Raw genomic sequence first — 22,810 nt, forward strand, 5'->3', positions numbered from 1 at the left:
ACCTTTTTGGGGCATATTTCAGAAGAACCGATTGACCACGCGTTCTAAAGAATAGCCAAATCTGAACTCGCAGAAATTAGCGCTTTGGGTGTTCTGTGACTTGTTTTCCGCAGCCCGCAAGCCCTCTGCGTGCCGACTCCTGCCAAAATAAGGTCAAGAAATTACCCCTTTTCCCACGGGATTTCTGTATTTTTGCCGCTGTTTCGTCCCACTCGTCTCCTAGGCTGCATCCGTTAAAACTACAACAACGGTTCACCAGTGATGAGACATTCTGCCCTCGGTAACGATCGGTTCCAAAGCAAGTTGGAACTCCGAGCTCTTAAACAGGCGACGCTGAACGTTCTGGCCGTCGATGACGAGCCTAGTATCTTGGAATTGCTCCAATCGGCGCTTCCTGAACTTGAAAATTGCACCGTGACAGTTGCTGCTTCGGCCGCAGAAGCGCTTCAAAAAATTGAAGCCGCCGAAAAGCCTTTTGACTGCTTGCTTGTAGACATCCAAATGCCCGGAACCACTGGAATTGAGCTGCTTAGGCAAATCAGAAGCACTCCTGGCAATCTTGAGACGCCGGTCATAATGCTGACCGCCATGAATGACAGGGCTTATATCGAAGAAGCCTTTTTAGAAGGCGCGTTCGACTATATCACCAAGCCTTTCGATTTCTTTGAACTGCGCAGCCGAATGAACGCAGCTCATCTGTTGATGATGGAAAGAATAAAGACCCAGTCTTCTTCGGCTTCGATTAAAAACCTGCGTGAAGAATTGGACTTCAATCAGCGTTTCAGCTTCGAGGATCCACTCTCGATCGAGGGTCTAGAGCGGTGTTTGCGTTATGTTGAATTTGATAACTATATCGAACAACTCTCACGGAGCAGCCGTTTTGATTCCTGGGTTACCGCAATCAAGCTGCGTGATGCCGAATATCGATTTGACCTGAATGATTTTGGCGCCTTCCGGCATGCGATCTCCGACATAGGCATGTGCATTGAAAAAACGTCACAAGCTGCCGGAGCAGTTTACTCCTATCGGGGTGCTGGCGTGTTTCTAGTAGTAACGCATGGACGAAAGAACACTGAAATGCTTCCAACCGAGGAGCACCTCAATAGGAAATTGAGGGCGGTTCTCAGCAACCGTTGCGCCTCTGTTCATCTCAAAACAGTAAAGAGCTCGCCAGTCGCGATGCGCTCGTTTTCGAAGTCAGGCGCGTTTGTCGCCTTGAACAAGGCCCTGGAAAACGTGAAGGAGCGCGAAAGCGGACTAAGAAAAGGCATGGCTGCACTGTCGACGCATCATCCAGATTCCTCAACCAGCCGCAAACAAGAGGTCGAGGGAAGGCTGTTCGATACAGTGCTCAAGGAGATGTACGGCGACAATACCTATCTGGCCCGCAAATAGCGGCCAGTACCAAGTGTTCTGAGACCTAGCCAGACCCTTGTCAAACAAGTTCGGATGGCGTTCAAACGCTGTCGCGAGCTTTATTAGCGTTTAGTATCAGAGGACCACTGGTGCGCATGGTAAACGTCAGAACCGGTTCGGGCATTTCCGCATCTGCAAATGAAAATTCTATGCGGCGCAACACTGAGGCCATCAAAACCATGATCTCTGTCTCGGCGTATTGCGCACCAATGCAAATCCTAGGTCCATCGCCAAACGGAATGTACTGCCCACGCGGGAACGATGTGCCAAGGAAACGTTCGGGTCGATATTGCTCCGGGGCCTCCCACAGTTTCTCGTTTCTGTGCAATGAATAAACCGGAAAAAACAGAGCGTCCCCTTTTTTGATCTCTACCCCTTTGATTTCGACATCATCCGATGCGTCCCGCGCGAAAAATGCCGCGGAAGGGTAGAGGCGAAGTGTTTCCTTGATATGAGCGCGCAATAGCGGCATCGACTCGAGGTCCGAGAACTCTATCGGCCCATCTGAGCGAACCGACCGAATCTCATGACGAATTCGGGCCTGCATTTCCGGGTTCAACGCAAGTAAGTAATAACCCCAAGCCAATGCGTTAGCCGACGTTTCATGTCCAGCGACAACAAAGGTCAGAAGATTGTCTACGGTCGTCTCTTCATCCTCGAAATCCGTTTTCAGGGCTTCGATCATGAAATCAAGAAAGTCCTGCGGTTCAACCCGGTTTTCGGATCGCCGTTGTTCTATGACCTGCCGGGCAAGGTCGCGCATTGTGGAGACCGGGGCCATGCTTCGTATCCACTTTTTGCGCGGTAACCACTTTGGCAAACCCATTAGGTCAAACAATGAAATATCTGAGATATACTCAAAGTACTTGATTAGCCCGACGCGAATCTGTTCTGAACTGACTTCCTTATTCCCCGAGAAGATAACCCTGGAGATATTTGTCAAAGTCGATGCTGGCGCCACTTGTGCGATATCCACGGGACCTTGATGTTCCGCCAGAGACTCCGCAACTTCAGTCCCAGTTTCAGCGAAATGACGCGAAAGCACCGGCAGGTTTCTGGCAGCGAACAACGGAGAATACCTGCGCCTTTGCTGACGCCACTTTTCCCCTTCTGAGAGAATCAGCCCGTTACCAACCGCTGATCCGATAATGTCTTTTGTGAACTTGGCTTTGGGAAACGACCGTCCCTGCCCGACCAGCAATTCGGTGATCATTTCAGGGTCGCAAAAATAGTGGATATTCAAAGGTCCACGCACATAAGTTTCGCGCAAAGTTTCGGCAGGTATAACTTCCAGCATGTTTCGGCCAGCGGACCTAGCAAACTGAAGCAACGACACAGGCTTTTCTGCCAGTCTCGCCGAAACTGGAACGACGTCAAATTGCGTCACATTCGTCTTCCCAATTGCAGTCACAGCTCGGTCCTTTTGAGCATTTCCACCTTCCTGCGGTTACATTTAGGTGAAAAGTTGCCCTTTTAGCAACGCGATCATAAATTTTTGCAGCCAAGTTAGGCACTTGAGCAACAAAACGGCACACTAGCCAACGATGAAGACCTCGCATTTGTCACGCAACAGTTACACTCTGTTTTTTGAATTAGTGCCAAACTGTGAACCAATTTCCGACCAACTAAGTCCTCATTGTTCCGATACTAATTGGCCCAGAGCGCGATTAACGAAGACTTTTAAATGACAGCCATCGATGCAAAGCTGCCGGACCGGGATACCGGGGAACCGGAAAACCGGCTTCTGCAAAACATAAAAGATTACACTGCCATGAGCTTTGCGCTCTTGTGGCAACGGCAGGCTATTTTCCTTGCCACGACTATCCTCACCGGATTCTTTTTTGATCCTATCAACGCGCTGTTGTTCTACGGGACGATCCTCATTTGCGAAGTGCAGGATTTGATGCTCGCTAAGCGGGTACCTCGTCTCAGACCTGATCAACATAAAGCAATTGCGATGATGGTTGTTTGGATTTTGCTGAACACCATCCTAAGTGCGACCGCGATTTGTTTGTACGCGGTTTCGGTGGCTTGGAAACAGCCAACGGGTGGACATTTTACGCCACTGTTTTTCCTGTTTGCCGCCGCTCTATTTGCAGCAATGAACAACCATCAGTTCGTGTGGGCAATGATTGTTCGCCTGGCGATGTACGGTGTCTCTTTCATGGTGATTGTAGTGAAAGACATCTGGGTCGAACGGCCTGACCTTTCCTCCGAACTATGGCTACATTTCTTTACGGTGATTTTTGTAATGTACTTTCTGATCGACTGCTCGCTGGTATTTTTAAAGCTTTACCGCAAGAACTTGGAACAACTCGAAAAGCTCAAGGAAGAGCACGAAAGAACGAAAGCGGCTTACATAGCGAAAACCCAGTTCATTTCTACGGTCAGCCACGAATTGAGAACACCTTTGACATCAATCAAGGGATCTTTGGACCTGATCAATACTGGCGCCCTGGGTGAAGTTCCTGAGTCGATGCAAAACCTAATCCACTTGGCTGGCAAAAACAGCGAACGCCTCGCTTCTCTGATCAACGACGTATTGGATATTCAGAAAATGGAAGCCGGCGAAATGAACTATCGTGATGGAATAATCGATGTTCACTCTTTGGTAAGAGAAGCGATTTCCTGCAATCTGGGTTATGTCAGCGCTCATAACGTCGAAATTTTAGAGGATATTCGTGGAGACGAAGAAGTCTTCATCAAGGGGGACTCATCGCGTCTCCTGCAAGTTTTGGCGAATATGATATCCAATGCTGCCAAATTTTCATTCGACGGTGGCGAGATCACTGTTGGATGTGAAAAAATCGGCGAAAATGTTCGTCTGTTTGTAAAAGACCAAGGCATTGGTATCCCGAAAGGTAGCAGGAACAAAGTCTTCGACCGCTTTTCCCAAATTGACTCCTCTGATGAGCGTCATGCGGGCGGTACTGGACTTGGGATGAACATCTCAAAAGAAATTGTCGAGCATTTTGGCGGCACAATTGACTACCGAAGCACGCTCGGCAAAGGCACAGAATTTTTCATTGAGCTTCCGGTCGCGGATACCGGCGATTCCCGATCCATTGGGCGCGCGCATTCCTTACACCCTTGGGCCGCGCAATCCAAATAACATGGAGATATTTAGAATGCTGCATCGTGTCTTCGAAACGCCTCTTACCAAACCGACGCCATGCTGGCCGTCAGAGAAAGCAGGTATTCAAAAAATGAACACTTAACGCTTTAAAAAGTTAATGCCGTTCCGAATGGGATCGGAACGGCACACTCGTTACCATATACAATTCCGAACTTGCGGTAGGTCCACTTCATTCGGATTAACAAGCCACCAATGTTTAGGCGGCGATCTCATACTACCCACTACAGAGGGAGTGTTATCTACGCATTGGCAATATCCCGGTTTTTACGCCAATTAGCTGTTTTCAGAGACGGAATGGGGAAACAAAACATCTCTCAGCCACCGCATTGTAAATGTTTTGAAACCACGCCATCGATTCGGCACTTTCGGGCGGATGACGCTTGCGGAACCCAGCAGGAATTGAACTGGCTGATGTCCAAACTTCCCTAACATTGGTAATTTACCGCAGGCTGACATCTCTACCGATCGGATATAATCGTTTTATAACAGATTGTTAAACTGCGCTTCACTATTCTCTGTCCAAATGTTCAGCGAACTTTTCGTATTCTAAGTCGGAGATATCTGCAGTTTCATATTGGTCGGGATAAGCCCCTGTTTGTGCGGCTTTTTTAAACGCCTTCAAAGCCGATCGACGAGCAGACCTGATTTGTTGCTGCAACGCATACAAATCTCCAAAAGCGCGCGCGTGGCGAGGTCTGTCAGGTTGCTCGCCGCAGACGTCATTTTGGAAAAGATAGATAATGTCGCCACCCGATCCGGATCCCAACGATGACGTAATGAGGGTTGTGCGTTTGCTAATATCGGCCATGACCCGATCACAAATAACCTCTGCCTCGACTGAAAAGGCTCCGGCGTCTTCCATTCGCCGAAAAGCCCGCCAAAGTTCCAAAGCTTCATCAGCGGTTTTCCCTATCGCGCGCAATCCACCGTTCCAAGTCGAGCGGCGCGGAACTAAGCCGAGGTGGCACATCACAGGTATCTGCTCGCGCGCCAATAGCTCAACGATATGCGGACCGCGCGCCGTATAAACAGAGTCAGCGCCGTTTTTCATGGCAAGAAACGCTTGGTCCAGAACGTCTTTCTCGGTTGGGTGATCCGGCATAGGGATCGCTACTGTATAGAACAAATTCGGCGCACCGCGTCTTACAGCCACTGCGTTGATGGCATTTCCCATGATCAAATCTAGACCCGCGTCAGCCGCGGCAGAGGCTTCTTCTTCAGAATTTGCGGTAGTCTGCACCAGTTTCCTGATACCCTTAAATTCCCGTAAGTCTGCTGCGGTGTAATTGCGCAAAGAAAACTTGGCGTCCCAGTCATAGATGCGTTTCACGATTTTTCCCCTGACTTGGCAATCGTCATTTCTTTTGGCGCCAAATCACCGATCGAACGCTCTGCCGACACACTTTCCCTGTTCCGTTTCGTCTTGGCCGACGCAGGAAGTGGCGTGTCCCAAGCATAGACCGGGTCAGTTTTTTGCCGATCCCAAATCTCCAACATCTCACGCCATGCGCCCTGCAAGCTACGCGGGGCAGGCATGTCGTTCTCTATCTCCTTTGCCAAAGCTGGCAGATTGTAGCACGGCACGCCTGCATACATGTGGTGTTCCGTGTGCCAATTCATGTGCCAATAGAGAAACTCGACAAACTTAGGCAGCCTTATTGAGCGGGTGTTCTTACGAAAGTCAGCGGAATCTTCGATCAATCCGCAGTGCTGGGTTAATCCACAGGCGTAGCTCAACCAATTTGCGATGTAACTCGGAACCGTGAAAATCAAAGGAAGCACCCAGACACCAGTGGTCAGAGCCAACAAAAGCACAACTGAATGAAACGCAATCAAAAGTCGCGACCACCAAATCGACCTTGTGCGCTGAACCGGCTGATCTCGATGCAAAGCATCAAGCCATTCGTTGGCCGGGACATTGGTCGCTCCAACTTTGCCGCAGGCGTCAAGACAAGTGAGCCAAACGGTCGATAAGAATCCTCCTTTACCAAAAGTACGCCCTGGCTGCGTAAATAAGTTGAAAGTGAACATTTGAAGTAAGAAAGCACGCCCCACGTTTGGATGTATCGGCAGCAGCACTTCTCGGTCACCTTCCGGATGCAGGGTGTAGCGGTGGTGGTAGGTGTGGCTCGCGGCATAGTCGAACGGGTTCCACCAACTAATCAGACTGAAAAGATATAAGAAGGCCTGGTTCAGCCACTTTGTTTCGAACACCGTTCCATGGCCAAGCTCATGTACAGCTGTGCCCTTGTAAAAAGAGGCAACTGTCCCATGGGCAAACAGTGCGATAGCGAAGAGTATCCACCAACTTTGCGTCCAAGTATAAAGTAAGGCGGCACCCGTCAGGCAAAACAAAACCAGGTGACCGCCGGCTTGGAGCCACCCTTTTCGATCACTTCTTTTGGAGAGTTCACGAAATCGCTCCGGCGGCATCTTTGAGCGATACCATTGCACCTTTAAGTCTTCGGTAGCTTCGGACAACGGTTTATATGCCATTCGTTCTGCGCCTCCCCCGCAGACTTCATGCCCTTAAAGATAAAACTGCAAACTTATCTGTATCACAAACGATGTTTCTTCACCGCGGATCACGTTCGACCACAGTGTATCCAAGCGAGCTTCACCGCCAAGAGAAAACTCGCTTTCCCATGATTTCAAAACAAAGACAGATTAGAGGTTAGCACGCAATATTTTCGCGGAAACGCTCTATTGGACGCTCGACAGCACTAGCGTCCCATCCATCCACCGTCGACGACAAGGATTTCTCCGTTTACAAAATCCGATGCCGACGAAGCCAAAAACACAACCGGGCCCGCAAAATCCGCAGGAGTTCCCCAGCGGCCTTGAGGTGTTCGTTCAAGAATTGATTTGGAGCGAACCGGATCGTCCTGCAGCGCTTGTGTGTTGTCTGTGGCAATATATCCGGGTGCGATGGCATTAACGTTAACGCCCTGTGCCGCCCATTCATTTGCCAGCGCTTTTGTCAATTGCCCGATACCACCCTTTGAGGCCGAATAACCCGGTACAGTGATCCCGCCCTGAAAGGTCAACAGCGACGCGGTAAAAATAATCTTTCCGGATCCTCGGGCGACCATGTCCTTGCCGATCTCTCGGGAAAGCACGAATTGCGAAGACAAGTTTACCTCGATCACCTCATCCCACCATTCGTCGGGATGTTCGGCCGCAGGCTTACGCTTGATGGTTCCGGCGTTGTTGACAAGTATGTCTGGCGTGATCCCGTCGGCCCTGATTTGATCAATGAATCCACGTAATGCGGCGCGGTCAGAAAAGTCGCATTGGTAAGCCCTGAAGGTGCGCCCCATTTCGGTTACGGCCTTTTCAACATCAGAACCGGACAACTCTAGCGAGGCTGACACGCCAATAATATCGGCTCCTGCCGAGGCAAGCGCTTCGGCCATCCCTCGCCCAATGCCCCGTTTGCACCCAGTGACCAGCGCAGTTTTTCCGGTCAGGTCGAAGCTTTGCAGAACATTCATGCGTGCGATCCCACTTTGATTAAACTTTTCATGGCCGTTGGGCTGCGATCCAGCGCTTCGAATGCGGCTTGTATATCCGACAGAGGGCTGACATCGGTAATTACGACATCTGCGTCGACACCGCCGGAGGTGACGACGGCAATTGCTTTCTCGTAATCTTCGGGTTCGTACACTCGGGCTCCGATTAGTTGCAGTTCTCGCCAAAAGAACTGAAAAAGGTCGATCTGAGGCTTTGTCGCGTGGATCGCAACCATAACGATCCGTGCTTTAGTTGCTGCAACGGTTGTCATGGCATCCACGCCCGGTTGAGTTCCGGAAACTTCGAAAACCACATCCGCACCTTTGTCACCCGTGCGGTCATTTATTGCAGCAGCAAGATCCGTTTCGGTTGGGTTCACGGTTTCAAAGCCAAGTTTCGCAGCGATCGCTAACCGATTTGGATTCACTTCAGATATCACTACATTGCCGCCAGCGTCGCGCGCGACCATGGCGACCAACACACCAATTGGACCACCGCCAATGACGACCACGTCTTCCCCGGGCTGCAGACCCGACAGTCGGACGTCATGGCAGGCGACTGCAACAGGCTCAATCAATGCGGCATGGTCCATTCGCAGATCATCGGGCAGCCTATGCAAAGTGTGCGCCGGAACAGTCCAGATTTCCTGCATCGCACCATCTGTATCAAGCCCCAAAAACTTCAGGTTCTGACAAATGTGTTTGTGTCCACGCTTGCATGCGGGGCATTCACCACAATGGTCCAGCGGCCGCACAACAACCTTCTGCCCTGGTTGGACGCTATCCACGCCTTCACCTATTGCCTCGACCACTCCGGACATTTCATGACCTATTACCCGGTTCAGCCCAACACGCGCGTCCATATTCCCGTGATAGACGTGCATGTCCGTCCCGCAAATGCCGCAATAGGCAATTCGGATCGATGCCTCCCCGGGGCCAGGCGCGGTTGCCGCGGTTTCCTCAACGGCAAAGCTCTTGTTACCTCTGTAGTAGGCCGCAGAAATCGTCTGGGCAGTCATGGATGCATCTCCTTGTGCTCCGTATTCAGTTTTTCCCAGTCAAACACCACTCCGGTGCCAGGCGTATCTGGGGCCACAGCCAGGCAGTCTTCTACAACCAGCGGACGGGTCGTGTATTGGTCAATCGGAAAAGAATGCACTTCCAACCATCCGGAATTGGGTTGAGCAGAAACAAGGCTCACGTGAAGTTCTTGCATTCCGTGGCTGCAAACGGGAATTCCATGTCGAGAGCTGAGCGCTGCCACCCGAAGCCAACCAGTGATACCGCCACAATTGGAGGCGTCAGGTTGGATAAAACTTAGTTTGGCATCGTCAAACGCGTACTCGAATTCATGAATAGTGTGCAGGTTTTCTCCCATCGCCAGCGGAACGCCTGTTGCGTCCGCAATGCGGCCGTACCCTTTGTAATCATCAGGAATCGTTGGTTCTTCGAACCACAGAATATCGGTTTCGGCAAATCCGCGAGCAGCCACTATCGCCTCTTCAACAGTCATGGAATAATTTGCATCCACCATGAAAAACCGATCAGGCCCAAGCATGTCGCGCACCGCTATTGCGCGGGCGAGATCTTCGGCCAGGTCTGGTTGCCCGACTTTGATTTTTACAGCATTGAAACCGCGGGACAAATACCCTTCGGTTTGGGCCAGCAATTTCTCTAAAGGGAAATTCAAATCTATCCCGCCAGCATACGCTTTGCACCGATTTGAAACGCCACCAGCCATTTTCCACAACGGCGCGCTCGTCGCTTTACCGCGAATGTCCCACAGCGCGATATCAATGGCCGATATCGCAAAAGATGCTATTCCGCCACGCGCCACATAGTGCACATGCCATTGCATTGCGTCGTACAGCTCTTCCACCTGACCCGCGTTTTTCCCTATCAAAAACGGTTCCAAATCGTGTTCGATCATCGCAAGAACAGCGTGTCCACCCTTGCCGCCTGTATAGGTATATCCTGTCCCCTCGACCCCATCCGCCGTATGGATCGTTACTGTTACCAATTGGAAAAAAGTGTGATCCCCATGTTTTGCGTCAACCAAAACCTCAGCCAACGGAACGTTGAACAGGCGCGCTGAAACATGGGTAATACGTGTCACGATCTTTAAACCTTCCACTGTCTGGCAATAAAGCGAGACTGTAGAAGGATAACTGCAAAAAGGAAGCCCCAAGTTCAAGCGCTTAGTGCGGTTCGATGAAGCTAACTTGAAAAGCCCATTTTCAGAACCGGGCCAAGTGCGAAAGCGGCCTTGATGGTGGTGCAGGCAACGTCAAATTTCGAAATTATTCGATGGTACTAAAGTATTTGAGCAGGAGTTCCCTTCTCCTGACAATGAGTGGTAGTGTTTACTGAACAGAGCAATAACCGCTTTGGCCAATTACGGATTTTGGGGGATCACCAATGCCGCGTATCGGCATTTTAGTTTCAGTTCTTATTGTGGGAATTTATGTTCCACATTTGACGCACGCCGATCTTGTTTCACCCTATGGCGGTGAGACGGCACCAAATTTTACCGAACTTGAAGTCAACACAGACCACGTGCGCGTCGCTTTGGAAATCGACTTAAGCGATTATCCGGTATTTGTATCCGAAGACGATGGATCAGGCGTTTCGCTCGCCGAGCGCACGGGACAAACTTTCTCAGTTTCGGCTGATGGTATTCCTCTTGATCGCGTGATTGACGCGGTCGATGTCAGACCCAGATTACCACGCCGAACTGCCGCGTCATCAACCGTGCCACCGCGACCCCGAAGCGATGACGTCGTATTCGTCGAAATGCGGTTTCCATTTTCGGGTCAACCTGAACGGATAAGTTTCACTCCTCCACTCCGTGAAGATGGTTTCCCCCTTGCTGTATTGGGTGTACTGGCCAAACACATGGGCGTACCGGTTACAGATTATCGATATCTGTCAAAGACCGAAACCATTCTGCCAGACTGGGAAGATCCGTGGTTTAGTACTTTTGAAAACCCAAACTTGACGCGGCACCACAAGTCACCAGTGATGTCTTTCCTATCGATGGAGCCTAGGGAAGTTCGCCACGAAATCATTTTTAGGCTCCGTGATCTGGAAGCTTGGTCAGACTTGACACTGTCCGGCACCGAGCGCCTGACACCTCAGGATGTTGCTGACATCAAGGTTGCGGCTGCGTCTTTCGTTGAAGCGCGAAACCCGCTCGTGATAAACGGTGAGCTTTCTGAGCCTTCGTCGGTCAGTGTGTCGCGAATTGCAGTTGGGGCAGAGGGGCTTCAGGTTCTTCCCGATACCCTTCCCGCCGATCGAACTACAATGCTTTTGGGAGTGGTTTTGTCCTATCCGCAAGCGGCGTTGGCAGATACCGTTTCGATGAGTTGGGAGCTTTTCCCCGATGGGATTGATGCCGTTCCGGTTACTTTAACAGATCCCGCAGGCGGGGTGCCCGCGCAAGCACTTCGAGGCGACGATACCGTCAAATGGACAAACCATTTGAAGACATGGGAAAACCCCCGCACTGTTCCGGTAAAGATAAAAACCGCTAATGTCATCTCGTTCCCAACTCTTGCGGTCATTTTCGCGTTAATCAGCATCTGTGCTGGAATTGGCGCGTGGCGTGGCACCGGGCGCAAAAGCTTCATTTTTTGGGGCGCAAGCGGATTATGCCTTATGGCGGCGGCCATGTTGTTCCCTGTCAAACAAACGATCTCTATGCCGGGAAAAGGCATGCCAGACGACATAGCATCAAAACAAATCGTTCACGGATTGCTGGACAACGTAAGTGTGGCGATGCTGGAGCCAAAGACCGATGGTATCAACGCCGCAATCGCAGCATTTGTACCAGAGGAAAGCCGAGACGCCGTCAGCGCCGAACTTCAGCGCGGATTGGCCGTAACTTTGCCTTCGGGGGCTCGTGCTCGTACGGACAAAATTTCCAACGTGAATATCGAAACCATAACATCGGAACCGGAAAACGATACGCATCAGATACTTGCCAATTGGACATCGTCTGTGAGTGGCGGGCATTGGGGTCACTTGCATCGTCGTGCCATTGCCTACCGAGGGCTGGTAGAGGTGTCTAGGTCAGGTGACACCTGGGAACTTGAGGGGTTGACCGTGCTCAGTTCAAAGGTGGGCGGATAGCCAAATGCGCCATCAACTCGTTCGATTAACCATTCTTCTAGTGCTTGCTATGACGTTCGTTGGAACTTCAGCGCTTGCCCATTTCAAACTGAACCAGAATGTTCGAATCTTTCATGTTGTTCATGGGCTGGACGCGACCGACGTCTACATTCGCACTCCGATGGCATATCTTGTCGCTGATAAACTTGGTCCGGTTGGCCCGGACGGGTTGCCGGCCCCTGCCCCTTTCACAATTAATCGTGTCGAAAATGGGGTTCTGATGCACCTTGTCGATGCCGACATGTTTCGCAAAGAACGGCTGAACTTGGCCGACATACTCGCCGATGATTTAGTTTTTGCAGTGGACGAACGGCGGTTGATCCCCGCGACAGTAATGGCGAACGCTTATCCCATTGGTACAGAACCCGGTTTTGCGACCAAAGACGAAGCAACCTTGGCCCTTTCCGGCCCTAAAACATTTTCACCCAGCGGCGAGGACGTCTATGTCGGTGATACCGTAGTCGATATTCATATCCGGTTTGAAGGAAAGCTGGACGGGACCTACGAAATTTCGATGTCTGCCAACCCGGAGTTGGATGGTCAGGATGAAACCGCGAACCTTGTTTTGGATTACAGGGGCGACAAGATCAGAACTTACCGGGCGACCGGTCTTTTGCACTCACCTATTGAAATTTCCGGGGCGGCGACATCGGCCGCTATTACATTTGTGATCGAAGGTATAAGGCACATTATCGAGGGCATTGATCACGTGCTTTTCGTTTTGTGCATGGTCATCGGGGCGGCGACGTTGCCCGCATTGTTGTTGCGGGTGACGGGCTTCACATTAGGGCACACAGTTACACTTATTGCGGGCTTCTTTGGGTTTGCGCCTTCGGCACCATGGTTCATCCCCGCTGTCGAAACGGCGATTGCTTTGACGATAATTTTAGCTGCAGCCGACGCCGTGTTCCAACGACCGGAGCGCGCGCAATCAAACACTGCTGCCGTCACAGTGACAGCCGCGATAGGATTGCTGCACGGATTTGGGTTTTCTTTTATGCTACGCAATATTCTTCAGGTGGATGCCACAAACGTGTGGCAAAGCCTGCTGGCATTCAATCTGGGCGTCGAATTTGGTCAGCTTTTCATCGTCGCAATGGTATGGCCGCTGGTGGTATTTCTTCGCAGAATGTCACCGAAAGTTTGGATTGGCGCGCGTGGCGTCGTAGCCGTCTCGGTTTCTGTCATCGCAATGATTTGGGCGTTTGAACGCATCTCGGGCGTTTTTGCCTAAAGGTCCAATGCTTATCGCGGGGAGCAAACCCTGTTTTTGACGGTTCGTTTTAGGAATGCCCCACATGTACATTGTGCCGCAATTTAGCGGCAATAACCCTTTGAGTATTTAGATTCGAGAGTACCGCGCTTCCATTTCATCATAGAAATCTTTGTTTACGGCCCCCTGCCGCATTTCAAACCGTGCGACAGGACCGCTTTCATCCATTCGACCATCGGATTTCAAAATGGACAAAGCGTCGTGCATTCCTTTAAGCGCACCCTGAAGCGCCACGTTAGCATAAAGGACCAGGCCAAATCCCATCTGATCAAGCTCGTCAAAGTCAATAATCGGGGTTTTACCGCCTACAACCAAATTGACCAATTGCGGCGTTCCGATAAGCCGTTTGGGAATTTCGCGAATTTCTTCGACAGTTCGCGGGGCCTCAACAAAGGTAATATCTGCACCGTCTTCGATAAAGGCCTGCGCACGCTCAATGGCTGCATCAAAGCCTTGTGTAGCGCATGCATCAGTGCGTGCCACGATCAAAAAATTGGAATCCAGACGCGTGTCCGCGGCAGCCTTGATCCGGCTGCGTGCTTCGTCCAAATCGACCACATCTTTTCCGGAAAAGTGCCCGCATCGTTTCGGATTGATCTGGTCTTCAATTTGAATTGCGCTGGCTCCAGCTCGTTCTAATGTTCGCACAGTGTGATGAACGTTCAGCGCGTTGCCAAATCCTGTGTCAGCGTCAACCACAATTGGAAGGTTTGTTGCGTTACGAATAGCAGAAGTGTGGTGAGCAATCTCGGTCAGGGAAACAAAGCCGAGATCTGGCATGCCGAGGTAGGTGTTAGTCAGGCCGGCACCTGAAATATAAACAGCCTCAAATCCCAGTTGATCGATCACTCGAGCCGCAAGGGCATTGGCTGCGCCCGGCATTAGGATTGCTCCGCCCTGGTTCAGTCGTTCGCGAAATGCTTTGTTAATTTCATGGTTCAGCATCGCTGCAAACTCCTTTACGGCTGTTTCGTGTTCCTCCCTACGAGCGTGGCTCACCTCTGGCAAGAGATGCAGTTTTCCGTTCTGTCAGGTGAAACGCGCCTTTCAGCCAGAGGACAATCCACGCGCCAGACTTTCCAAAAGGGGGATTGCGTTCGCTCGCGCCTCTTCATCAAATCTGTTGACTAGGCCCGAGACTGTAAGGGCGCCCATAAGGTTACCGGACCCGTCAAAAACCGGAGTCGCAATCGAAGAGATATTCGGGTTGGTGTGGCCCTCTGAGCTGGCAGTTCCATTTTTGTTGAACTTGCTCAAATCGCCGACATCTTCGCCCGAAAAATGACTCAGGACCAAACCAGACGCTCCGGTAGAAAGTCGTAAACGCATCCCTTCCTCTACATGGAACCGCAACAGATTTGGGGAATTTTCTCTGTATAAACAGATACGTTCATTACCATTTCGCACATAGAATGAAGCCGTCTCACCCGTAGCTTCAACAAGGATTTTAAGCGAAGGCGCAACATGTTCCCTTTTGGTAAAGTCGCGCCGAAAGATGAGCCCAAGACGCCAAACACTGGGCCCGACACTGAATCTTCCGTCTTTGTCCCGTCGAATGAAACCGTAAATATCCATCGAGTTCGTCAGCCGCAGTATCGTGCTTTTATGCAGACCCGTTTCCTCAGCAAGTTCTGCTAGGGACATGCTTGGCCGTTGCGTGGAAAATGCGCTCAGGATCGACATCGCGCGTTCTACAGATTCGGTACGATTGGCTGTCAAATGTGTTCTACCAGGTGAAATCAGTCCCCAAACATCTTGCTGTATTTGGCCCGGACTGTCTAGTTAACGGCAAATTCAGGAGAATGGCTTTGCGATTTAAGAACCTAGTAGGAACCCAGTATCGAGCAGTTGACTACTGCGAGATGATCGGCAGCGGGTACCGCAGCCTGCCCTATTCGCTAAGAGTGTTGGCTGAAAACGCTGCCCGGCATTCCCAGGAAGGCGCTGCGGCGCATGATGTTCTGGCAAGAGACGGTCAGGCGGTTCCATTCCGACCCGCCAGATTGCTGCTACACGATATGTTGGGAATCCCGGCCTTGATCGACATAATGGCCATGCGAAACAAGCTGGAAGAACAAGGCGGCAATCCAGCAAAGGTCGACATGAGCCTCCCGGTTGATTTGGTCATCGATCATTCGATGTCGATCAATCATTGGGCTGACAAGTTTGCCCTCACTAAAAACATGGATCGCGAATTCGAGGTTAACCGAGAGCGTTTTGCCTTTCTCAAAGCTTGCGAGGCTCGATTCCCGAGGCTCAGGGTTATTCCGCCAGGGGGTGGGATTTGCCATCAGGTAAATTTGGAATACTTGGGCCAGACTGTTGTTCCTTCCAACGAAGATCCCGGCATTCTGATCCCTGACTCTTGCCTAGGCACGGACAGTCACACCCCTATGATCAATGCACTTGGTATTATGGGCTGGGGCATTGGCGGGCTTGAGGCCGAAGCGCAGCTATTTGGAGAGACAACACCCGTAAACGTTCCGCAGGTTATCGGGTTGGAAGTCATAGGCAAACCGTCGGATGACGTTACTGCCACGGATATCGCACTCGTAATTGCTGAAAAGCTTCGGAAAATTGGTGTTGTCGACACTTTCGTTGAACTTTTCGGCAGCGGCTACAACTCTCTCAGTGTCGCGGACCGTGCCACGATCGCGAATATGGCGCCGGAATATGGGTCAACTATGGTGTTTTGCCCCGTTGATGCACGCACTACCGGATATCTGCAACAAACTGGCCGGGGTCAGAACGTAGCCAGAACCGAAGCATACTGCCGATTGCAGAACCTTTGGGTTGAAGAGGTGGACCTCAAGATCGAGTATGAAAAGGTAGTTACGCTTGACCTCAGCCAAATAGGCCGTTCCGTATCCGGCCCTTCCCGCCCTGAACAACGTATTGATTTGGCTGCTGCGACTGACCGCTTGACTCTCGACGGCGAGGTCGAACGTCGAGTCCCTGTGCCGGGAACCGACTATGACATTGGCGACGGTGATGTAATTATCGCTGCGATCACCAGCTGCACAAACACCGCGAACCCGCGGAATATGGTGCTGGCCGGTCTCTTGGCGCGAAATGCGGTGGCACGTGGTCTATCGGCGAAACCACACGTAAAAACGTCGCTGGCACCCGGATCAAGGGTCGTCGCAAAATACTTGTCGGATAGCGGTCTGCAAGACCCGCTTGATGCGCTGGGTTTTGAAGTGGCCGCTTTTTCCTGTTCGACTTGCAATGGCATGTCCGGGCCGCTGCACCCTGCCCACGAAGCGGCAATTAAAGAAAATGACATCAAAGGCATCGCGGTATTGTCGGGAAACCGAAATTTTGCCGGACGCATCCATCCTTTGGCCTCGCGTAATATGATTGCGTCACCGCCACTGGTCGTAGCCTATGCCTTGATGGGTACTATTTTGAAGGACATCACATCTGAGCCTTTGGGTTTGGACAAGAACGGTGAACCAGTAATGCTGACCGATCTCTGGCCTTCTGCGGACGAAGTTGCGGAGATTGTTGAAAAACACGTGACACCTGAAGAGTTTCAAAGCAATTACTCTTCCATTGGCGAGATCAACGACAAGTGGAATGCTTTGAAGGTTGGAACAGGCACGTACGATTGGGCTCCTTCGACCTACGTTTCATTCCCACCTTTTGTTAAGGATATTCAGGCGGCAAACTCCGGCATCGCTCAATTGAAAGGCCTTCGCCCGCTCGTCATTCTTGGCGATAGCGTAACGACCGATCATATTTCTCCCTCTGGCATTATTACTCCCGAATCCGAAGCGGGGCAGTTTCTTCAAAAAAGCGGCGTTGAACCCCGAGACTTCAACTCCTTCGGCACTCGCCGAGGCTGTTCAGACGTGGTCATTCGCTCGACTTTTGCCAACTACAGGCTGCGTAACGAAATGACACCGGACCGGGAAGGATCGTGGACCCGGATTGAGCCCGATGGTCAGGTTGCAAGCATCTACCAAGCTATTGAAACCTATTTGGAACGGGGTCAAAAACTTGTCGTTATCGGAGGCAAGGAATATGGCTGCGGGTCTTCTCGCGACACAGCAGCAAAAGCCCCATGGTTGGCGGGCATCCGGGCGGTTATCGCGGAAAGTTTTGAACGCATTCACCGCTCAAACCTAGTTAACATGGGGATTGCCCCCCTTTGTTTTCTTGACGGTGTTAACAGAAACACGCTTCGGTTGGATGGTTCAGAGACTTTCGACATCGATCTAAATGAAGATCTGACCGGAGCCACCCTTACAATTCACCGCAAAGACCGGAGCATCGAGACTACGCCTTTGGACCTGCGGCTATATAACGAAGGAGAACGGGCGACTTTTGCCGAAGGCGGCTTGTTGCCTCGCGCGTTCCGAAACTTCTTGGCCGGAGCAGCATAATGCCTGAACGCTTGCGCGCCGCATTTTATCGCGGGGGAACTTCCAAGGCCGTGGTTTTCAACGGTGCGGACCTGCCACATAATCCTGCGCTCTGCGATCGCATTTTCTTGCATGTTTTGGGCAGTCCGGACCCTTACGGTCGACAGCTTAATGGCATGGGCGGCGGCCTGTCTTCACTATCTAAAGTCGTAATTGTAAGCCCATCGCAACGCGAGGATGCGGATGTTGATTACACTTTCGTCCAAGTCGCCGTGAACGAGGCCGTGACCGATTATGGTTCGGCCTGCGGGAACATGTCGTCCTGCGTCGGCCCGTTTGCACTGACTGAAGGCATGATAAAGGTCAGCGACGATCAGAAAGAAGCACTGGTTAGAATTTACAGCACCAACACGCAAAGCATATATCATGCTCGCTTTCCGGTTCGCGATGGACAACCTGTTGAGCAAGGCGATTTTGTTATCCCCGGCGTGTCAGGATCAGGCGCAAAGGTCACATTGGATTTCCTGGCGCCGGGTGGTTCCAGCACAGGAAAGATTTTACCAACCGGTAACGTGCTGGACGTTTTAGAAGTTGAAGGAATTGGTTCGCTCGAAGCAACGATGGTAGATGCCACGAACCCCGTTGTATTCTGCCGGGCTTCTGATCTGGGCAGGACTGCGACTGAACTTCCGCAACGCTTGGACGACGATACAGAGTTTATGGGCCTGATCGAGCGTGTCCGTTCTTCAGGCGCTGTGGCGATGGGCATGGCAACCTCGTACCAAACCGTAAAACAGTCAAATCCAAAGGTTGCCATTATTGGTGCTGCGCGGGAGTTTTCGGCTTTGGACGGCAGCTCCCATGCACCAAACAGTCATGATCTAAACGTGCGGCTGGTTTCGATGGGCAACTTTCATCGTGCTATTACATTGACCGGGGCGATGTGCACCGCCGTCGCGGCTCAAATACCAGGCACTTTGGTTGAGAAGTTGGCGCAGCCGAAAAGCAATGAGCTTCGAATAGGCACGCCTTCTGGAGTAGTTCCGACAACCGCAGATGTAAAACACGGCGTTTCTGGGCCAATAGCGATTTCTGCAGGCACATTTCGAACACAGAGGCGGATCATGGAAGGCGCAGTTCTGTTTCCATCAGAGATGTTGGAGGCGTGATTTGACTTTCGCACTAAAAAGCTATCCCACCACTGATCTTAGCGACGCAAACCCCGGCAAAGCGCGGCAAGTTTTACTGCCATTTTGTGATTTTGGTGGGAAACGGATGTTTGCCGGGCGCATTCGTACCGCTGTGACCCTAGAGGACACCAAGCTGATTCAGGAAGAACTCTTTACTTCTCAAGGAAATGGAGGTGTTATCGTACTGGACGGCGGAGGATCTCTGTGCACTGCCATGTTGGGGGATAGAATGGCCGAAAGGCTAATCGCAAATGGTTGGGCGGGTATCGTCATCAACGGCGCTGTCCGGGATAGCAGGCAACTCGCCCAGCTCGACTTGGGGATAAAGGCGTTGGGCACAACGCCTGTGAAGTCAGGCAAAACAGGTATCGGTGCGCTGGACTTGCCGGTGGCCTTTGGAAACGCTCTTTTTGAACCGGGAAATTGCATTTACTGCGATGAGGATGGAGTGCTGATCGCAGACGAACCGCTCAATCTTTGAGCAAGAAAACAAGCCCTTGGGAGGTATTAATGGCTTATTTCAATTTTACGCGCCGTGCATTCGCGGCAGCCGCTGTTGCCGCGGTTTCACTAGGCAGCCCAGCCTTGGCAGATGGCCATCAGGTTGTTGAAAGCATCCACTTTCTGATCCCCGGTGGAGCCGGCGGCGGATGGGATGGAACCGCACGAGGAACCGGCGAAGCGTTGACCAAAGCTGGTCTGGTTGGGTCGGCAAGCTACGAAAACATGTCAGGTGGCGGCGGTGGTAAAGCCATCGGGTATCTAATCGAAAACGCTGCCAGCAACCATGGTACGCTGATGGTGAATTCCACGCCAATCGTGATCCGTTCGCTGACCGGTGTGTTCCCGCAAAGCTTTCGTGATTTGACTTTGGTTGCTGGAACTATCGGTGATTATGCAGCGCTTGTTGTTCCTGCCGACAGCGAAATTCAAGACGTCAACGGCCTGATCGAAGCATTTAATGCTGACCCCGCAAATGTCGCCGTTGGCGGCGGCTCGGTCCCAGGCGGAATGGACCATCTTGTCGCTGCAATGGTCTTTCAGGCAGCCGGAGCCGATCCGGTCGCAATGAAATACGTACCTTATGATGGCGGCGGCGCGACGATGGCTGGCCTGCTCTCGGGTGAGGTTCAGGCAGTTTCCACCGGATTTTCAGAGGCGGTCGAACTGGCAAAGGCCGGTGAAGTCCGCATTATCGGCGTGACTTCGTCGGACCGCGTGGATGCTTATCCCGACGCTCCGACCATGGTTGAACAAGGTAACGACACCACATTCGTCAACTGGCGCGGATTCTTTGCGGCACCAGGCCTTCCGGCAGAACAACTTGCCGCCTATCAGGAAGCCATTGCCAAAATGTACGAAACACCAGAATGGGAAGAGGTTCGCGCACGCAACGGATGGGTGAATATCCACAACCCAGGAGACGATTTCCGATCCTTCCTTGAAGATCAGGAACAGGTCATCGGCGATTTGATGCGTAAGCTTGGGTTCCTGTGATCCGCAACACGTAGTCGAAAAAAATGTGCGCGCCCGGTCTTTTCGGGCGCGTAACGAAAAAAACGAGGGAGGGGAAGATGGCTATTGATCGCTGGATAGCGCTTGTCATCTTGATGCTATGTTTGGCATATGGCTATGCGGCCTATTTCACTATGGACGGGCTTCTGCCACCGATTATGAAACAACGTCCAATCTGGCCATCAACTTTCCCAAAGGTACTTGCCGCTGGCGGTATCATACTGTCGTTAAGCATTCTTCTTGGGTTTGAAAAAGCCCCCAAAAAGGAAGATGCGGCCGATATCAACTTGTCACGGCTGGGCGAATACAAGGTCGGTCAGGCCCTGATGCTGTTGGGTTTGATGGTTGCTTACGCATTTTTACTGAGGCCACTTGGTTTTCTGGCGGCAACATTCCTGTTTCTGGCCTGCGGAAGCTTCATTTTAGGCGAACGACGCTTTGTTCTGATGGCGGTCGTTGCGGCGATTGCTGCGGGCAGCATATGGTATCTGGTTGATGCCGTTTTGGGTATCTTCCTGAGCCCGCTGCCTTCTTTCATGAACGGAGGCTGAAATGCTCGAAGGACTAATGACGGGCCTTTCAACGGCTTTCACATTTACGAATATCCTTATGGTGATCGGCGGGTGCCTGATTGGAACATTCATCGGGATGCTGCCCGGGTTGGGCCCCATGTCGATCATTGCCATCATGATTCCGGTCGCCATTACAATCGGCGATCCGTCAGCAGCCTTGATCTTGCTGGCAGGCGTCTACTATGGCGCAGTATTTGGAGGATCAACTTCGTCCATTCTGATAAATGCCCCGGGCGTGGCGTCAACTGTCGCGACGAGTTTTGACGGTTACCCGATGACGCGACAAGGAAAGGCGGGCAAAGCGCTTACCGTTGCCGCGATCTCAAGTTTTGCCGGGGGAACAATCGGTGCCGTTCTCTTAATGATTTTTGCCCCAGCCCTTGCTTCCGTCGCACTGCTGTTTCACTCCTCAGAGTATTTCGCCCTCATGGTGGTTGGCTTATCCGCAATCGCTGCCTTTGCAGGCACCGGACAGGTCAGCAAAGCTCTTTTGATGACATTTGTAGGCCTAATCATGGCTACTGTCGGCGAAGGCGTTTTGTTCAATGCACCACGTTTCACAATGGGCATAATGGATCTTCAATCAGGCTTTGGCTTTATCACCCTTGCAATGGCGATGTTTGCGCTGCCAGAGGCTATCTATCTCGTGCTCGATCCTAACCGTTCCAAGACGGGCGACGGGGAGAATGCGGGCGAGATCAAGGATCTGCGCATCACCCGCGACGAAGCCCGCAGGATCACACCGGTCATCGGACGACAGTCTATCCAAGGGTTCTTTATAGGGGTGCTACCCGGAGCGGGCGCCACTATCGCGTCGTTCCTTGGTTATGCCGTCGAACGCAACATAGCGTCCAAAGAGGAACAAGAGCAATTTGGTAAAGGCTCCGTCAAAGGCATCGCCGCACCTGAAAGCGCCAACAACGCGGCTTGTACTGGTTCCTTCGTTCCACTGCTGACACTGGGTATCCCCGGATCAGGAACAACCGCGATCCTGCTTGGTGCCCTTATCGCGCTGAACGTGTCTCCGGGCCCGCGTCTTATGGTGGATGAGCCACAGATTTTCTGGGCGGTCATAATCTCGATGTATCTTGGGAACTTGGTTCTTTTGATCCTGAATCTGCCACTTATTCCCTATATCGCCAAAATTCTGGCCGTTCCGCGTAACTTCCTAATTCCGTTCATTTTGTTTTTCACACTGATGGGCGCGTATATCGGCCAAAACAACGCGACGGAACTGCTCATACTTGTTGGTTTCGGAGTATGTGCAACGCTATTGCGATTTGCAGATTACCCGCTTGCTCCGTTGCTGATTGGGTTCATTTTGGGGCCGCTATTAGAGAACAACTTTTCTCGAGCCATGCAGCTTTACGACGGAATGAGCTTTATCTGGGAACGCCCGATGACACTGGGTTTGCTGGCGCTTGCGGTGATACTTGTTGTTCTGCCCAGTTATCGTCAACGTCGCGCACGTGCGCGCGCCGAGGGCGTGGCTGATGGTGATTGATAGCCGGAATCAAGCGGAAGTCACCAAACTGGTCTGAACTATTGCAGGCGTGGGCGGACCGGCCAAACTTCGGTACGCGCCCCAAATCGGTAGGCTTACTTGGGCTGGCGCCTGTCCCGCTCACACCTTAGGTGCCAAATCGACTAGAGGAC

At 51.7% G+C, this 22,810-nt stretch carries 18 protein-coding genes; 10 read left to right on the forward strand and 8 right to left on the reverse strand.

The features are described from left to right. The first annotated feature begins 261 nt into the window (after nt 1–261). A complete protein-coding gene (locus GOV45_RS08475; RefSeq protein WP_170476375.1) occupies nt 262–1,395 on the forward strand; it encodes a response regulator in 1,134 nt (377 codons plus the stop codon). A 61-nt stretch (nt 1,396–1,456) separates the two neighbouring features. Here the strand turns inward: GOV45_RS08475 and GOV45_RS08480 are convergent, their stop codons facing one another. Further along, the gene (locus GOV45_RS08480; RefSeq protein ID WP_367648664.1) at nt 1,457–2,803 is read right to left on the reverse strand and encodes a cytochrome P450; all 1,347 of its coding nucleotides are present in this window, start codon (nt 2,801–2,803) and stop codon (nt 1,457–1,459) included. Between the two features lie 297 nt (nt 2,804–3,100). Between GOV45_RS08480 and GOV45_RS08485 the strand changes: the two genes are divergently transcribed. Next, the gene (locus GOV45_RS08485; protein ID WP_170476378.1) at nt 3,101–4,528 is read left to right on the forward strand and encodes a sensor histidine kinase; all 1,428 of its coding nucleotides are present in this window, start codon (nt 3,101–3,103) and stop codon (nt 4,526–4,528) included. 532 nt (nt 4,529–5,060) lie between these two features. On the opposite strand, the gene GOV45_RS08490 is transcribed toward GOV45_RS08485, so the two are convergent. The 5 genes from GOV45_RS08490 to GOV45_RS08510 form a co-directional block, all read right to left on the reverse strand. Next, on the reverse strand, nt 5,061–5,882 hold the full coding sequence (locus GOV45_RS08490; RefSeq protein WP_170476380.1) for a 3-methyl-2-oxobutanoate hydroxymethyltransferase: 822 nt from the start codon (nt 5,880–5,882) through the stop codon (nt 5,061–5,063). Further along, nucleotides 5,879–7,048, reverse strand: a complete 1,170-nt coding sequence (locus GOV45_RS08495) for a fatty acid desaturase (protein ID WP_170476382.1) — start codon at nt 7,046–7,048, stop codon at nt 5,879–5,881. The genes GOV45_RS08490 and GOV45_RS08495 overlap by 4 nt, the downstream gene beginning before the upstream one ends. 227 nt (nt 7,049–7,275) lie before the next feature. Then, nucleotides 7,276–8,046 (reverse strand): SDR family oxidoreductase, encoded by a 771-nt coding sequence (locus GOV45_RS08500; protein ID WP_170476384.1) that lies wholly within the window; start codon nt 8,044–8,046, stop codon nt 7,276–7,278. Continuing rightward, a complete protein-coding gene (locus tag GOV45_RS08505; RefSeq protein ID WP_170476385.1) occupies nt 8,043–9,083 on the reverse strand; it encodes a zinc-dependent alcohol dehydrogenase in 1,041 nt (346 codons plus the stop codon). Before GOV45_RS08505 ends, GOV45_RS08500 begins: the two co-directional genes overlap by 4 nt. After that, entirely contained in the window at nt 9,080–10,180 is a 1,101-nt protein-coding gene (locus GOV45_RS08510) for a mandelate racemase/muconate lactonizing enzyme family protein (RefSeq protein WP_170476387.1), read from the reverse strand. Before GOV45_RS08510 ends, GOV45_RS08505 begins: the two co-directional genes overlap by 4 nt. Before the next feature lie 302 nt (nt 10,181–10,482). Between GOV45_RS08510 and GOV45_RS08515 the strand changes: the two genes are divergently transcribed. After that, nucleotides 10,483–12,198 carry a MerC domain-containing protein gene (locus tag GOV45_RS08515; protein WP_170476389.1) on the forward strand — a complete coding sequence of 572 codons (1,716 nt, stop codon included), beginning with the start codon at nt 10,483–10,485 and terminating at the stop codon, nt 12,196–12,198. 4 nt (nt 12,199–12,202) lie between these two features. Beyond that, the gene (locus GOV45_RS08520) at nt 12,203–13,471 is read left to right on the forward strand and encodes a HupE/UreJ family protein (RefSeq protein ID WP_170476391.1); all 1,269 of its coding nucleotides are present in this window, start codon (nt 12,203–12,205) and stop codon (nt 13,469–13,471) included. Between the two features lie 108 nt (nt 13,472–13,579). Here GOV45_RS08520 and GOV45_RS08525 read toward each other — a convergent pair whose 3' ends face one another. Beyond that, nucleotides 13,580–14,509, reverse strand: a complete 930-nt coding sequence (locus tag GOV45_RS08525) for an isocitrate lyase/PEP mutase family protein (RefSeq protein WP_367648665.1) — start codon at nt 14,507–14,509, stop codon at nt 13,580–13,582. A gap of 48 nt (nt 14,510–14,557) precedes the next feature. Next, nucleotides 14,558–15,229 (reverse strand): IclR family transcriptional regulator, encoded by a 672-nt coding sequence (locus GOV45_RS08530; protein ID WP_302478447.1) that lies wholly within the window; start codon nt 15,227–15,229, stop codon nt 14,558–14,560. Nucleotides 15,230–15,312: 83 nt separating this feature from the next. Here GOV45_RS08530 and acnA point away from each other — a divergent pair, with 83 nt between their 5' ends. From acnA to GOV45_RS08560, 6 genes are all read left to right on the forward strand, one after another. Then, nucleotides 15,313–17,898: an aconitate hydratase AcnA gene (gene acnA, locus GOV45_RS08535; protein WP_170476395.1), complete on the forward strand. Its 2,586-nt coding sequence runs from the start codon at nt 15,313–15,315 to the stop codon at nt 17,896–17,898. Beyond that, a complete protein-coding gene (locus GOV45_RS08540; RefSeq protein WP_170476397.1) occupies nt 17,898–19,046 on the forward strand; it encodes a 2-methylaconitate cis-trans isomerase PrpF family protein in 1,149 nt (382 codons plus the stop codon). Before acnA ends, GOV45_RS08540 begins: the two co-directional genes overlap by 1 nt. 1 nt (nt 19,047) lies before the next feature. Next, the gene (rraA, locus tag GOV45_RS08545; RefSeq protein WP_170476399.1) at nt 19,048–19,548 is read left to right on the forward strand and encodes a ribonuclease E activity regulator RraA; all 501 of its coding nucleotides are present in this window, start codon (nt 19,048–19,050) and stop codon (nt 19,546–19,548) included. Between the two features lie 29 nt (nt 19,549–19,577). Beyond that, nucleotides 19,578–20,564, forward strand: coding sequence for a tripartite tricarboxylate transporter substrate binding protein (locus GOV45_RS08550; RefSeq protein ID WP_170476400.1), 987 nt, complete (start codon nt 19,578–19,580; stop codon nt 20,562–20,564). A 77-nt stretch (nt 20,565–20,641) separates the two neighbouring features. After that, on the forward strand, nt 20,642–21,133 hold the full coding sequence (locus GOV45_RS08555; RefSeq protein WP_170476402.1) for a tripartite tricarboxylate transporter TctB family protein: 492 nt from the start codon (nt 20,642–20,644) through the stop codon (nt 21,131–21,133). A 1-nt stretch (nt 21,134) separates the two neighbouring features. Beyond that, nucleotides 21,135–22,658: a tripartite tricarboxylate transporter permease gene (locus GOV45_RS08560; protein ID WP_170476403.1), complete on the forward strand. Its 1,524-nt coding sequence runs from the start codon at nt 21,135–21,137 to the stop codon at nt 22,656–22,658. The last annotated feature ends 152 nt before the right edge of the window (nt 22,659–22,810 follow it).

This window comes from Ruegeria arenilitoris (assembly GCF_013035425.1).
GTDB lineage: Bacteria > Pseudomonadota > Alphaproteobacteria > Rhodobacterales > Rhodobacteraceae > Ruegeria > Ruegeria arenilitoris_A.